This window comes from Kitasatospora sp. MAA4, from assembly GCF_029893355.1.
Taxonomy (GTDB): Bacteria; Actinomycetota; Actinomycetes; order Streptomycetales; family Streptomycetaceae; genus Kitasatospora.
Genome location: NZ_JARZAI010000054.1, coordinates 1 through 13,577 on the forward strand (window position 1 = coordinate 1; position 13,577 = coordinate 13,577).

A 13,577-nucleotide genomic window follows, 5' to 3' on the forward strand; every position below is an offset into this window, starting at 1 on the left:
CGGCCCGGCCGCCCCCCGCCCCCGCCCCCGGCGCCCGCGTACGCCCCCCCCCCCCCCCCCCCCCCCCCCGGCGGGGGGCCCCCCCCCGCGGGGGCCGCCCCCCCCCCCCGCCGCGGCTGTGCGCGGTCCTGGCGGACCGCCGTGGAACAGACTGCTGCCTGTTCCCTGGTACTTCGCGTTACTTCGCGGCCGTCTTGCGCGCCGTGGTCTTGCGCGTGGCGGTCTTCTTGGCCGGCGCGGTCTTCTTCACCGCGGCAGCCTTCTTGGCGACCGTCGCCGTGGCCTTCTTGGCCGTGGCGGTGGTCTTCTTGGCCGCCGTGGTCTTGCTGGCGGCGGCGGTGGTGGTCTTCTTGGCCGCCGTGGCGGTCTTCTTGACCGGGGTCGCCTTCTTGGCGACGGCAGCCTTCTTCGCCGCGGTCGCGGTGGTCTTCTTCGCCGCGGTCTTCTTGACCGGAGCAGCCGCCTCGGCGGCAGCGGCGGAGGCGACGCGCTTGGTGGCGGCGCGCTTCACGGCGGCGGTGGTGCCGCTCTTGCCCGGGGTCAGCGAGCCCTTGGGGGCCTTCTTGACCGAGGGACCGTCCTTGGGCAGCTTCTTGCTGCCGCTGACCAGGTCCTTGAAGCCCTGACCGGGGCGGAAGCGCGGCACGGAGGTCTTCTTGACCTTGACCTTCTCGCCGGTCTGCGGGTTACGGGCGAAGCGCGCGGAGCGCTCCACCTTCTCGAAGGTGCCGAAGCCGGTGACCGACACCCGGTCACCGGCCACAACGGCACGCACCATGGTGTCGAGCACTGCGTCGACGGCCTCTGCGGCAGCCTTGCGACCACCCAGCTGCTCGGCCACCGCTTCGACAAGCTGAGCCTTGTTCACGTCTTCCCCTTCAGAAACGGGCGCCGGATGATTCCATCCGTTCAATTCGCACGTTAGGCATCTATTTGCGGACTTTCAATTACCAAACGCGCGAATCACCCTAGTGTCGCAATGGATTTGCGCGTCTGCGACCTCAGTGGACGGGCGGGCGCCCCTCGTCGAGGTCCTGCACAAAGCGACTCAACCGCCGCGCCGCCTCCGGGAGATCGCGCTTGGCGGTCTCGGTGACGATCAACAGCTGCCGGGTGAGAGCGGTCTTTGCGTCATCAGACGCATGCAGCGAGTACACGCGGGCGTGAGCCTGCTTCAACCGCTCTGCCACTAGCGCGTAGAGCGCTGCGACTTCCGGGTCGTCCGGTCCCTCATCGGCTGAGGTGTCGACGTCCGGCCGATCGTCAATTCGACTCTCGACCTCCGGGGTCACGAACTCCGATGACGCGGGATCGCTGCCCGCGTACGGAGGTTCATGGTGCCGGTGCATGCTCTGATTGTGCCATCCGTCCGGAGTTGCGACGCGCCGGGGTTTATCCCCGGCACACCTGAGGGCCAAACCGACCCCCCTCAACGACGATGGCCCGCCCCCCCGACGGGGAGACGGGCCATCCGGCACGACGTCAGAAAGCGAGTGCTCAGAGCACCGGCAGCGTACGCGGCTTGAAGCTCGGCCGGGTCTGTTCGAACGCCGTGATGTCATCAGCGTTCTGCAGTGTGATGCTGATGTCGTCCAGGCCGTTGAGCAGCCTCCAACGGACGTTCTCATCCAACTCGAAGGAAGCCGCAATACCCTCGGCACGCACCTCGCGAGCCTCCAGGTCAACGGTGACCTCGGCGGTCGGATCGGCCTCGGTCAGCGCCCAGATCCGCTCCACGGTCTCCTGCGGCAACACCACGGTGAGCAGGCCGTTCTTCAGCGAGTTGCCGCGGAAGATGTCGGCGAAGCGCGAGGAGATCACGGCCTGGAAACCGTAGTTCTGCAGCGCCCAGACGGCGTGCTCGCGAGACGAGCCGGTACCGAACTCCGGGCCCGCCACCAGGACGCTGGCGCCGCCCCGCTCGGGCTGGTTGAGAATGAACTCCGGGTCCTTGCGCCAAGCCTCGAACAGCCCGCCCTCGAAGCCCGAACGGGTCACCTTCTTCAACCAGTGCGCGGGGATGATCTGGTCGGTGTCGACGTTGCTGCGGCGCAGCGGAACGGCCCGACCGGTGTGCGTGGTGAACTTCTCCATGACGCGTCAGACCTCCACAGCGACGTTGGACGACAGATCGACGGGAGCGGCCAGTCGGCCCAGCACCGCGGTGGCCGCGGCGACCTGAGGAGAAACCAGGTGGGTGCGGCCGCCCTTGCCCTGGCGTCCCTCGAAGTTGCGGTTCGAGGTGGAGGCGCAGCGCTCGCCCGGGGCCAACTGGTCCGGGTTCATGCCCAGGCACATCGAGCAGCCCGCGTGCCGCCATTCGGCGCCGGCCGCGGTGAAGACCTTGTCCAGGCCCTCCTCGACGGCCTGCAGCGCCACCCGGACGGAACCGGGGACGACCAGCATCCGTACGCCGTCGGCGACCCTGCGGCCGTCCAGGACGGCTGCGGCGGCCCGCAGGTCCTCGATCCGGCCGTTGGTGCAGGAGCCGACGAAGACCGCGTCGACCTTGACCTCGCGCAGCGGCGTACCGGCCTCCAGGCCCATGTACTTCAGCGCGTTCTCGGCGGCCACCCGCTCGGACGGGTCCTCGAAGGAGGCCGGGTCCGGCACGCTGGCGCCGAGCGGGGCGCCCTGACCGGGGTTGGTACCCCAGGTGACGAACGGGGTCAGCTCGTCGGCGTCGATGACGACCTCGGCGTCGAACACCGCGTCCTGGTCGGTGACCAGGGTCTCCCAGTACGCCACCGCGGCGTCCCAGTCGGCGCCCTGCGGGGCGTGCGGACGGCCCTTGAGGTAGTCGAAGGTGGTCTGGTCCGGAGCGATCATGCCGGCCCGGGCACCCGCCTCGATGGACATGTTGCAGATGGTCATCCGGGCCTCCATGGAGAGGCCGCGGATCGCCGAACCGCGGTACTCCAGGACATAGCCCTGGCCGCCGCCGGTACCGATCCTGGTGATGATCGCCAGGATCAGGTCCTTGGCGGTGACGCCCTCGGGCAGCTCGCCCTCGACCGTGATCGCCATGGTCCTGAACGGCGCCAGCGGCAGCGTCTGGGTGGCCAGCACGTGCTCGACCTGGCTGGTGCCGATGCCGAACGCCAGTGCGCCGAAAGCGCCGTGGGTCGAGGTGTGAGAGTCGCCACAGACCACGGTGGTGCCGGGCTGGGTCAGTCCCAGCTGGGGGCCCACCACGTGGACGACGCCCTGCTCGACGTCGCCCAGCGAGTGGATCCGCACGCCGAACTCGGCCGCGTTGCGGCGCAGCGTCTCCAACTGCACCTTGGAGACGGGGTCCGCGATGGGCTTGTCGATGTCGAGGGTGGGTGTGTTGTGGTCCTCGGTGGCGATCGTCAGATCGGTCCGGCGAACCGTGCGCCCGGCCAGCCGGAGGCCGTCGAACGCCTGCGGGCTGGTCACCTCGTGCAGCAGGTGCAGATCGATGTAGAGCAGGTCGGGCTCGCCCTCGGCGCGCCGGACGACGTGGTCGTCCCAGACCTTCTCTGCGAGTGTCCGTCCCATCGCATTCCCTCCAGCCGGCCGCTCTGCCGGCCGTCTCGTGTAGTCGAGGTCACTTTCCGTAGCGCCCTTGACGGGGCTCGCGTTCGGCGACCCGCACGCCGGATCGGTATCCCCGCGCCGGCCGGGTGTCTCCACGAGGCCTGCGCCGGGGGTGTCTCCCGGGCTGCTCCATCCAGAGTGGCGCTTTTCCCGGAAGATTGAACTTGCGTCTCGCAGATTGAGACTGCAGTATCGGGGTATGGACAACTCTAGCGGCGTCGGCGTTCTCGACAAGGCCGCTCTGGTGCTCAGCGCACTGGAGTCGGGCCCCGCCACGTTGGCGGGGCTGGTCGCCGCCACCGGTCTGGCGCGGCCCACAGCCCACCGTCTCGCCGTCGCACTCGAACACCACCGCCTGGTCACCAGGGACATGCAGGGCCGTTTCATCCTCGGCCCCCGACTCTCCGAACTCTCCGCCGCGGCGGGCGAGGACCGGTTGCTCGCCACCGCGGGCCCGGTCCTGACCCACCTGCGCGACGTCACCGGCGAGAGCGCACAGCTCTACCGCCGGCAGGGCGAGATGCGTATCTGCGTCGCCGCCGCCGAGCGTCTCTCCGGCCTGCGCGACACCGTCCCGGTCGGCAGCACCCTGCCGATGAAGGCCGGCTCCGCCGCCCAGGTCCTGCTCGCCTGGGAGGAGCCCGAACGGCTCCACCGCGGCCTCCAGGGCGCCCGCTTCACCGCCACCGCGCTGAGCGGCGTCAGGCGCCGCGGCTGGGCCCAGTCGATCGGCGAGCGGGAGCCGGGCGTCGCGTCCGTCTCCGCGCCCGTCCGCGGCCCCTCCAACCGCGTGGTGGCCGCCGTCTCCGTCTCCGGCCCCATCGAGCGCCTGACCCGCCACCCGGGCCGGATGCACGCCCAGGCCATCATCGAAGCCGCCAACCGCCTCACCGAAGCGCTGCGCCGCGGCTGAGAACACCCGAAATCACGCTGGCAGAAAACGCGTCGGCCCGCCCCCTTTTCCGGGGGCGGGCCGACGCGTTTATCGCGCTGATGCCGGGCAATAAAAAAACCCCCGGATGACCGGGGGCACTTCACTGGCTGGGGTACCAGGACTCGAACCTAGACTAAATGAACCAGAATCACTCGTGCTGCCAATTACACCATACCCCAACAAAGCACTCGGCCGGAGGGGCGAACCCACCGGCCTACCTGCTCGTACCCCCGACCGGATTCGAACCGGCGCTACTGCCGTGAGAGGGCAGCGTGCTAGGCCGCTACACAACGGGGGCAAACCTGGTGATCCAGCTTCGCCACCTCCAGGCCTGGCCACCCCCGTCGGGGGAGGCAGCACCGGATGGTGACTGATGAAGGATCTGGTACCCCCGACCGGATTCGAACCGGCGCTACTGCCGTGAGAGGGCAGCGTGCTAGGCCGCTACACAACGGGGGCTCAACCATATGCAATTACTCGAACTGCGTACCCCCGACCGGATTCGAACCGGCGCTACTGCCGTGAGAGGGCAGCGTGCTAGGCCGCTACACAACGGGGGCTTGCCATAAAACATGTACTGCGCTGGGGTACCAGGACTCGAACCTAGACTAAATGAACCAGAATCACTCGTGCTGCCAATTACACCATACCCCATCAAAACACAACCCCTTGCGAGGCCCTGCTCGATGCTCGCGCCATTTGTGGATCTTGGTGAGGTTTCTGGTCCCTCGCCCTTGCCCTACTGGGCGGCGCAGAAAGAACATTACCCGACGCCTGCCCCCGCTCCAAAATCGATAACCGCAGGCAGGCCGTCGGCCTGGTCACGGCAGGTGTGCCGCGACCAGGCCGGACACCGGGTCAGCTGCTGCGGAGCGTGTCCAGAGCCAGCGTGAGACGGCGCAACGTCTCGGCGCGGCCCAGCAGTTCCATCGACTCGAAGAGCGGCGGGGAGATCCGCCGACCGGTCACGGCCACCCGCAGCGGGGTGAAGGCGAACTTGGGCTTGATCCCCAGGCCGTCCACCAGAGCCTCGCGCAGCGCGGCCTGGATCGGCTCGGGGGTGAAGTCCGCCAGCTCAGCCAGCGCCTTGACGCTGGCCTCCAGGACCGGCAGGGCGTCCTGGGTGAGCGCCTTGGCCGCGTCGTCCGGGTCGACCGAGAAGTCGGCCGGGTCGACGAACAGGAAGCCGGCCATCTCGACGATCTCACCCAGCACGACCATCCGCTCCTGGGTCAGCGGGGCGGCCTTGGCCAGCAGCTCCAGCTGATCCGCCGTCGGCTCGGCCGGCAGCAGGCCCGGGGCCTGGAGGTAGGGGACCAGCCGGCGGACGAACTCGTCCGGCGCCAGCTCGCGCAGGTGGCGGGCGTTGATCGCCTCGCACTTCTTCAGGTCGAAGCGGGCCGGGTTGGCGTTCACCTTCGAGATGTCGAAGGCGGCGACCAGCTCGTCCATGGAGAAGTGGTCGTTGTCCTCGGAGAGCGACCAGCCCAGCAGCGCCAGGTAGTTGAGCAGGCCCTCGGGCAGGAAGCCGCGCTCGCGGTAGAGGTTGAGGCTGGCCTGCGGGTCGCGCTTGGACAGCTTCTTGTTGCCCTCGCCCATCACGTACGGCAGGTGCCCGAACTTCGGGGTGGCACCGGTGCCGACGCCGATCTCGGCCAGCGCCGCGTAGAGCGCGATCTGGCGCGGGGTCGAGGAGAGCAGGTCCTCGCCGCGCAGCACGTGGGTGATGCCCATCAGGGCGTCGTCCACCGGGTTGACCAGGGTGTAGAGCGGGGCGCCGTTGGCCCGGACGATGCCGTAGTCCGGCACGTCCTTGGGCTCGAAGCTGAGCGTGCCGCGGACCAGGTCGTCGAAGACGATGGTCGAGTCGGGCATCTTGAAGCGCAGGATCGGCTGACGGCCCTCGGCCCGGTAGGCGGCCTTCTGCTCCTCGGTCAGCGTGCGGCACTGGCCGTCGTAGCCGGACGGGCGGCCGGCCGCGCGGGCGGCGTCGCGGCGGGCGTCCAGCTCCTCGGTGCTGCAGAAGCACTCGTAGGCGTGGCCGGCCTCCTTGAGGCGGCGGGCGACGTCGGCGTAGATGTCCATCCGCTGGGACTGCCGGTAGGGCTCGTGCGGGCCGCCGACCTCGGGGCCCTCGTCCCAGTCGAAGCCGAGCCAGCGCATCGCGCCGAGCAGCTGGTGGTAGGAGTCCTCGGAGTCGCGGGCCGCGTCGGTGTCCTCGATCCGGAAGACCAGCTTGCCGCCGTGGTGGCGGGCGAAGGCCCAGTTGAAGAGCGCCGTGCGGACCAGGCCGACGTGCGGGTTCCCGGTCGGGGACGGACAGAAGCGGACCCGGACCGTGGGGTCCAGCTCGGTGTTAGCCACGCTTGATCACCTTATTGGCGAGAGTGCCGATGCCTTCGATGGAGACGGCGACCTCGTCGCCGACGTTGAGCGCTCCGACACCCGCGGGGGTGCCGGTGAGGATGACGTCGCCCGGGAGCAGCGTCATCGCCTCCGAGATGTGCACGATCAGCTCGGCGATGCCGCGGACCATCTGCGAGGTCCGGCCGGCCTGCCGCAGTTCGCCGTTGACCGTGCAGGTGATTGCCAGGTCGGACGGGTCGAGCTCGGTCTCGATCCACGGCCCGAGCGGGCAGGCGGTGTCGAAGCCCTTGGCCCGGGCCCACTGGCCCTCGCGCTGCTGGACGTCGCGAGCGGTCACGTCGTTGGCGCAGGTGTAGCCGAAGATCACCTCGGGCACCCGCTCCAGCGGGACCTCACGGCACATCCGGCCGATCACCACGGCCAGTTCCGCCTCGTGCTGGACGTCCGAGGAGAACGGCGGGTAGGCGATCGCCTCGGTGGGGCCGATCACCGACGTGGAGGGCTTGAAGAAGGTGAGCGGCACGTCCGGCACCTGGTTGCCCAGCTCGGCCGCGTGCGCCGCGTAGTTGCGGCCGACCGCGACGATCTTGTTGGGCAGCATCGGGGTCAGCAGCCGGATGTCCTGCATCCGGTAGCTCTCGCCGCTCAGCTGGGGCGGACCGAAGGGGTGGCCGGTCAGGGCGTGCACCACCAGCGACTCCGGTTGCGAGCTGTCGCCCTCGACCACGCCGAAGGAAACGCTGCCGGCGGCAGGGCTTCCTTCCCGGACAGAAAACCTGGCAATACGCACGGGTTGGCAACCTTTCGGTGCTGCGGAGATTCAGCCCCAGGCTATCGCCAGGGAACGCCGGAGGGCGCCGCCATTCCTTGGCGGCGCCCTCGGCACGTACGGAGGATGCGGAAGATCAGGCCCGCTGCTCGGGGACCGTCATCAGGATGGTGCGGCGCGGGTTGGCGGTGCTGGTCGGCAGCTCGGTCGCGTACTCGACCGGCTCCTGCGAGGCGCGGGCGCCCGGCAGCTTGCTGAAGTCCTCGACCGAAGCCAGGGTCGTCCGGCGCGGGTTCGCCGTGGGACGGGAGCCGAGCGTCGACTTGGGGGCCGACTGGGGCGACTTCAGGGACATTGCTACACACCTCTGGTTGGGGCCGCCCCAACGTGGGGCGAACTGTGGAACTACACCGAGCCAGGGTAGAGATCTCTTTCCACAGTCACCGTGACCAAAGCTACACATTCGCCTGTGACTTTGCTCACAAAACTGCGAACAAGCCTGACATGGCGGATATTTCACCCAAGAAGGAAATTCCGACAATCGGGCAGTATCCGGCATATCGGGTACTCGTCGAGGCGGCAGCGCTCGGACATCGGAGCACCAAGTGTCCGATAAGAGCGGTATCCACCGCTTTTGACCCACCGTCCGTGAGGCGCCGCGCGCACTCGGTAGCCCCCACCGAGGCCCACCCCGCCCCTTGTTGGAGTTCCCCCGCTGTGCTGGAATGCCACGAACCGCCGGAGGTGAACCCTCCTTGGCACTGCGACCCGCTGCGAACTGCGATCCATCGACCGCACGCCGGACCACCCGCAGTGCAAAGGACCTACCCACGGCGGCTCGTGTGCATTCCCGGATCAGCCGGGTTTGCAGATAGGAAACTCGACACCGCCCCGTCCTCGGCAACGCGGAGGGGCGCCCGGTCCAGAGGTTGCGACGCCAGTGCAGGGACGTTTCAAAAGGGGTAGCGGCGCCGCGGGTCACCCGGAGTCGCACGAACCCCTCACCAGCCCCGACCAGCCGGCGCCGGACGCCGTGCCGGGCGACCAGCTGATCAACGGTGCCCCAGAAGCTGACTCGGACGCCGAGGAGAGCGCCGGCCGGCTCAGCCGGGCCAAGCTGCGCGGCTCGCTCACTCGCCGTCGCGCCACCGGCCTGGGCCGCATCCGGCTGCGCAACTGGCGCATCCGGACCCGACTGATCGCGCTGCTGCTGCTCCCCGTGGTGGTCGCCATCGTCCTCGGTGGCCTGCGCGTGCAGACCTCGATGCAGAACTCCAGCCAGCTCGCCCAGATGGCCAACCTGAGCGACCTGGCGACCCGTGCCACCGCGCTGGCCGACGCGCTGGAGACCGAGCGCGACATCAGCGCCGGCCCGATCACCGCCAACGGCAAGCCGAACGACGGGGTCGACGCGGCGCGCAAGCAGACCGACGACCTCAACAAGGCGTACAACGCGCGCGCCGACAGCTTCGACGGCATCGACCTCTCCGGCGGCAACTCGCTGCTCATGCAGGTCCGCAAGGACATGATGCTGCTGTCGAACGTCCGCTCCACCGCCTACTCGCAGCCCGACAACATCGAGTCGACGATCACCAGTTACGACACGATGATCAAGGACCTGCTGTCGATCAGCCAGGACATCGCGCTCGCCTCGGCCAACCCCGACCTGGTCAAGTCCACCCGCGCGCTCCAGCAGTTCTCCCTGGAGAAGGAGAGCAGCTCGATGACGCGCGCGCTGATCAGCGCCGCGCTGGCCCGCCAGGGCGGCGCCAGCATGAGCCAGTCGGACCAGAGCTTCGGTATCCGCCTGCAGACCTCGTACGACAACGCGGTCACCAACTTCAACGACATCTACGGCAACACCGCCGCCCAGAAGCTGCGGACCCGGCTGAGCTACAACTCCGAGATCGCCGCGTCCAACCGCTACGCCCAGCAGGTGATGCAGGCCAACGGCATCCAGTCGGCCGACCCGCGCACCTACCTCGACTGGTACGAGCAGTCCAGCACGCTGATCGACAACGAGCGGGCGATCGAGAGCCAGCTGCTCGAGGAGCTCAAGGGCAAGGCGCAGTCGCTCCAGTCGGCCGCCGACACCGAGACCATCCTCACCGGCGTGCTGATCGCGCTGGTGCTGCTCGTCGCCGTCCTCGGCGCCGCGCTGGTGGCCCGCTCGATGGTGCGCTCGCTGACCAAGCTGCAGACCGCCGCCGAGGACGTCGCCGAGCGGCGGCTGCCGGAGCTGGTCAAGACGCTCTCCGAGAGCGACCCGCACGACGTCGACGTCACCGTCGACCCGGTCGGCGTCGACTCCGCCGACGAGATCGGCCATGTGGCGCACGCCTTCGACATGGTGCACCGCGAGGCGGTCCGACTGGCCGCCGAGCAGGCGCTGCTGCGAGGCAACATCAACGCGATGTTCACCAACCTCTCGCGCCGCAGCCAGGGCCTGATCCAGCGTCAGCTGTCGCTGATATCCGAGCTGGAGAGCCGCGAGGCCGACCCCGACCAGCTCGCCAGCCTCTTCAAGCTCGACCACCTCGCGACCCGCATGCGCCGCAACGGCGAGAACCTCCTCGTCCTGGCAGGCGAGGACCCGGGCCGCCGCTGGACCCGTCCCGTCCCGCTGGTCGACGTGCTGCGCGCCGCCGCCTCCGAGGTGGAGCAGTACGAGCGCATCGAACTCGCCGCCGTCCCCTCCGCCGAGGTCGCCGGCCGGGTCGTCAACGACCTCGTCCACCTGCTCGCCGAGCTGCTGGAGAACGCCACCTCGTTCTCCAGCCCGCAGACCCGCGTGCGGGTCACCGGCCACGCCCTGCCCGACGGCCGGGTCCTGGTCGAGATCCACGACACCGGCATCGGCCTCAGCCCCGACGACCTCGCGGACATCAACGAGCGCCTCGCCAGCCCGCCCACCGTCGACGTCTCGGTCTCGCGCCGAATGGGCCTCTTCGTGGTCGGCCGCCTGTCCCTGCGACACGGCATCCGAATCCAGCTGCGCCCCAGCGACTCCGGCGGCACCACCGCGCTGGTCATGCTCCCGGTGGACGTCACCAACTCCGGCGACCGCCGCGCACCGCGCCCGACCGCCGGCGCGGCCGGCAAGCAGCAGCGCGGGGTCGGCCCGACGCCGCGCCAGCAGCGGCCGCTCGCGCCCGGTGGCGAGATGCCGGGCGGACGCCCCGCCCCCGCCCTCGGGCAGGGCCCCGGCGGCGCCGGTCCGACCGCGCCGGGTGGACGCCCGCAGCTCCCGCAGGGTCCGCAGGGACCGGGTGCGCCCGGTCAGCAGGGCCCGGGCCCGCAGGGTCCGCGCCCTGGTCAGGGTGGACCGGCGCAGGGTGGACCGGCGCAGGGCTCCCCCAGTGGCGGCCTGCCGACCCGTGCGGTCGGCCAGTCGCTGCGCGAGACGCCGCCCGGCCAGCCGCCGCGCCGCGGGGCCGAGCGCCCCGGTGCGCCGGCCGGTGGTCCCGGCCTGCCGCGCCGCGGCCCGCAGGAGCAGGGCCCCCGGTCCGCTCCGCAGGGTCCGCGCCCCGGCCAGGAACGCCCCCGCCCGGGCGCCGAACTGCCCGGCGGACGCCCCGACGCCCGCGGCGAGCAGCTCCAGCACGGTCGGCCCGAGCAGGACGGCCGCCCGCAGGGCCCCGGTGCCCAGCCGGGCGCCCGCCCCGACGAGCTGCCGCAGCGCCAGCCACGCAACCCGTTCGAGCGCAACCAGCAGCCGCAGGGCCGCCGCCCCGCTCAGGGCCCCGGTCCCGGCCAGGGTCCCGCGCAGGGTCAGGGACGTCCGCAGGGCCAGCCGCAGGGTCAGGGCCGGCCGCAGGGCCGCCCGGGCCAGGGTGCGCCGATGCCCCGTCAGCAGCAGCCCCAGGGCCCCGGCTCGCAGGGCCCCGGCTCGCAGGGCCCGGACACCATGCAGCAGCCGGTCATCGGCCAGGGCGCGCCGCAGGGCGCCCCCCAGACCGTGCCCCAGGCCGCTCAGCAGGCCCCGCAGGTTGCGCCGCCGGTCCCGCCGGTGGAGAGCACCGTGCAGTTCGCCCGGCCGCGCTTCGAGGCCAGTGAGATCGACCCGCGCGACCCGCTGGGCCTCGGCCTGGTCGAGCCCGTGCTGCCGAGCGTGGCCAGCCCGGCCGCCCGGCCGCAGGCTCCCCAGCAGCCGCAGCAGCAGTTCCAGGCTCCGCAGCAGGCACCTCAGCAGTACGGGCAGCAGCAGCAGATGGCTCTGCCGCAGCGCCCGCAGCAGGCCGAGCACGGCGCGCCCCAGGGCGGTGGCGCGGCGGACGACACCCAGTGGTTCCGCACCGGCGGCGCCAGCCGGATGGCGTCCGTCCAGGTCAACGCACCAGAGCCGGACGGCGGCCAGCAGCCCGGTCAGCAGCAGGAGCGGCCCCGGTCGTACCAGCCGCAGCGGCCCGGGACCAGTGCCCCCGGCTTCACCCCGGAGCAGGCGCAGGAGCAGGCCCGCCTGCACGCCCAGCACCAGCAGGCCCAGCAGCAGTCCCAGCAGGCCCAGCAGGCTCAGCCGCTCGACGCCGGCCAGCCGGACGCCCCGTGGCGTCCGTCCGCCAACGACGAGCGCTGGCGCCGGGCCGAGCAGCTGCGCGAGCCCACCTCCAGCGGGGTCACCATGTCGGGCCTGCCCCGGCGGACCCCGCAGGCCAACCTGGTCTCCGGCACCGCCGAGGCGGCGCCGCTGACCGGCCCGCAGGTCTCGCGCGCCCCCGAGGAGGTCCGCGGCCGGCTCACCAACCTGCGCCGCGGCATCCAGCAGGGCCGCCGGGCGGGCGCCGAGGCGACCCAGGGCATCCCGATCACCCCCCAGCAGTTCGACGGTTCGGCCCCCGGCAGTGCCAATGACGGCCAGGGCGACTACCGTGCGCAGTCACCGGACGGTGGCTTCGGCAACGGAAGCCTCGGCGGCAACGGCTTCGGCACAGACAACCAGGAGCGTTGAGTTGAGTCAGATGAGTCAGGCAGCCAGCAATCTGAACTGGCTGATCACCAATTTCGTGGACAACACCCCCGGGGTGTCGCACACGGTGGTGGTCTCCGCCGACGGTCTCCTGCTCGCCATGTCGGAGGGGTTCCCCCGCGACCGCGCCGACCAGCTCGCCGCCGTCGCCTCCGGCCTCACCTCCCTCACCTCCGGCGCCAGCCGGATCTTCGAGGGCGGCGACGTCAACCAGACCGTCGTGGAGATGGAGCGCGGCTTCCTCTTCCTGATGGCGGTCTCGGACGGCTCCTCGCTGGCCGTCCTCTCCTCCCCGGACTCGGACATCGGCCTGGTCGGCTACGAGATGGCCCTGCTCGTCGACCGCGCCGGAGCCGTCCTCACCCCCGCGCTGCGCGCTGAACTCCAAGGCAGCCTCCTGCACTGACAGGGACCACCATCACCCGTCGGGCCTGATCCCGTGCCAGGCCCGGCGACGACCTACCCCCAGAGCTGACGCAGGCTCAGCCGCAGTGCTAGGAGGACTAGATGACCCCGCCCCCGACACCGGCCGGTTCCTACGGCAACGGGTACGGCTCCGGCTACGGCGACCAGGACAACGGCGGCTACGAGCAGCAGCCGCTGGTCCGCCCGTACGCGATGACCGGTGGCCGCACCCGCCCGCGCTACCAGCTCGCGATCGAGGCGCTGATCTCGACCACCGCGACCGCCGACCGGACCGGCGGCCTGCTGCCCGAGCACCAGCGGATCGTCCAGCTGTGCCGCGAGGTCAAGTCGGTCGCCGAGATCTCGGCGCTGGCCGGAGTGCCGCTGGGGGTGGCCCGGATCCTCGTGGCCGACCTCGCCGAAGCCGGCCTCGTCGCCATCCACCAGCCCGCCGCCGCCGGCGAGTCGGGCGGAACGCCGGACGTCACGCTGCTCGAAAGGGTCCTCAGTGGACTTCGCAAGCTCTAGCCCCGCGGCCGCCACGCGTGCCACCACCTCCGCGAAGATCGTCGTCG

The 13,577-nt window shown here is 70.8% G+C and carries 11 protein-coding genes and 5 tRNA genes; 4 read left to right on the forward strand and 12 right to left on the reverse strand.

All coding sequences use genetic code 11. The features are described from left to right. Nucleotides 1-178: 178 nt before the first annotated feature. From P3T37_RS36620 to leuC, 4 genes are all read right to left on the reverse strand, one after another. Nucleotides 179-868 (reverse strand): HU family DNA-binding protein, encoded by a 690-nt coding sequence (locus P3T37_RS36620; protein ID WP_280728302.1) that lies wholly within the window; start codon nt 866-868, stop codon nt 179-181. 133 nt (nt 869-1,001) lie between these two features. After that, a complete protein-coding gene (locus P3T37_RS36625) occupies nt 1,002-1,190 on the reverse strand; it encodes a hypothetical protein (RefSeq protein ID WP_051967100.1) in 189 nt (62 codons plus the stop codon). Nucleotides 1,191-1,497: 307 nt separating this feature from the next. Continuing rightward, entirely contained in the window at nt 1,498-2,094 is a 597-nt protein-coding gene (leuD, locus tag P3T37_RS36630) for a 3-isopropylmalate dehydratase small subunit (RefSeq protein ID WP_280728303.1), read from the reverse strand. 6 nt (nt 2,095-2,100) lie between these two features. Beyond that, entirely contained in the window at nt 2,101-3,522 is a 1,422-nt protein-coding gene (leuC, locus tag P3T37_RS36635) for a 3-isopropylmalate dehydratase large subunit (RefSeq protein ID WP_280728304.1), read from the reverse strand. 238 nt (nt 3,523-3,760) lie between these two features. Here leuC and ndgR point away from each other — a divergent pair, with 238 nt between their 5' ends. Continuing rightward, complete coding sequence (gene ndgR, locus P3T37_RS36640; protein ID WP_104818425.1) at nt 3,761-4,474, forward strand: IclR family transcriptional regulator NdgR; 714 nt, start codon at nt 3,761-3,763, stop codon at nt 4,472-4,474. Between the two features lie 125 nt (nt 4,475-4,599). On the opposite strand, the gene P3T37_RS36645 is transcribed toward ndgR, so the two are convergent. The 8 genes from P3T37_RS36645 to P3T37_RS36680 all read right to left on the reverse strand — a co-directional run bounded on the left by P3T37_RS36645 (nt 4,600) and on the right by P3T37_RS36680 (nt 7,986). Next, nucleotides 4,600-4,674: transfer RNA gene (locus tag P3T37_RS36645), tRNA-Gln, on the reverse strand. Nucleotides 4,675-4,720: 46 nt separating this feature from the next. After that, a tRNA-Glu gene (locus tag P3T37_RS36650) sits at nt 4,721-4,793 on the reverse strand. Between the two features lie 85 nt (nt 4,794-4,878). Then, nucleotides 4,879-4,954: transfer RNA gene (locus P3T37_RS36655), tRNA-Glu, on the reverse strand. A gap of 28 nt (nt 4,955-4,982) precedes the next feature. Beyond that, nucleotides 4,983-5,055: transfer RNA gene (locus P3T37_RS36660), tRNA-Glu, on the reverse strand. A 22-nt stretch (nt 5,056-5,077) separates the two neighbouring features. Next, nucleotides 5,078-5,149 (reverse strand) — tRNA-Gln (locus P3T37_RS36665). 204 nt (nt 5,150-5,353) lie between these two features. After that, nucleotides 5,354-6,859 carry a glutamate--tRNA ligase gene (gltX, locus tag P3T37_RS36670; protein ID WP_280728305.1) on the reverse strand — a complete coding sequence of 502 codons (1,506 nt, stop codon included), beginning with the start codon at nt 6,857-6,859 and terminating at the stop codon, nt 5,354-5,356. Next, nucleotides 6,852-7,652 carry a fumarylacetoacetate hydrolase family protein gene (locus P3T37_RS36675; protein ID WP_280728306.1) on the reverse strand — a complete coding sequence of 267 codons (801 nt, stop codon included), beginning with the start codon at nt 7,650-7,652 and terminating at the stop codon, nt 6,852-6,854. Before P3T37_RS36675 ends, gltX begins: the two co-directional genes overlap by 8 nt. Before the next feature lie 115 nt (nt 7,653-7,767). Then, entirely contained in the window at nt 7,768-7,986 is a 219-nt protein-coding gene (locus P3T37_RS36680) for a hypothetical protein (protein WP_280728307.1), read from the reverse strand. A 585-nt stretch (nt 7,987-8,571) separates the two neighbouring features. Between P3T37_RS36680 and P3T37_RS36685 the strand changes: the two genes are divergently transcribed. The 3 genes from P3T37_RS36685 to P3T37_RS36695 all read left to right on the forward strand — a co-directional run bounded on the left by P3T37_RS36685 (nt 8,572) and on the right by P3T37_RS36695 (nt 13,530). Continuing rightward, nucleotides 8,572-12,579 carry a nitrate- and nitrite sensing domain-containing protein gene (locus P3T37_RS36685; RefSeq protein ID WP_280728308.1) on the forward strand — a complete coding sequence of 1,336 codons (4,008 nt, stop codon included), beginning with the start codon at nt 8,572-8,574 and terminating at the stop codon, nt 12,577-12,579. Nucleotides 12,580-12,589: 10 nt separating this feature from the next. Continuing rightward, nucleotides 12,590-13,003, forward strand: coding sequence for a roadblock/LC7 domain-containing protein (locus tag P3T37_RS36690; RefSeq protein ID WP_035797804.1), 414 nt, complete (start codon nt 12,590-12,592; stop codon nt 13,001-13,003). Between the two features lie 101 nt (nt 13,004-13,104). Next, the gene (locus P3T37_RS36695; RefSeq protein WP_035797806.1) at nt 13,105-13,530 is read left to right on the forward strand and encodes a DUF742 domain-containing protein; all 426 of its coding nucleotides are present in this window, start codon (nt 13,105-13,107) and stop codon (nt 13,528-13,530) included. Nucleotides 13,531-13,577 lie beyond the last annotated feature (47 nt).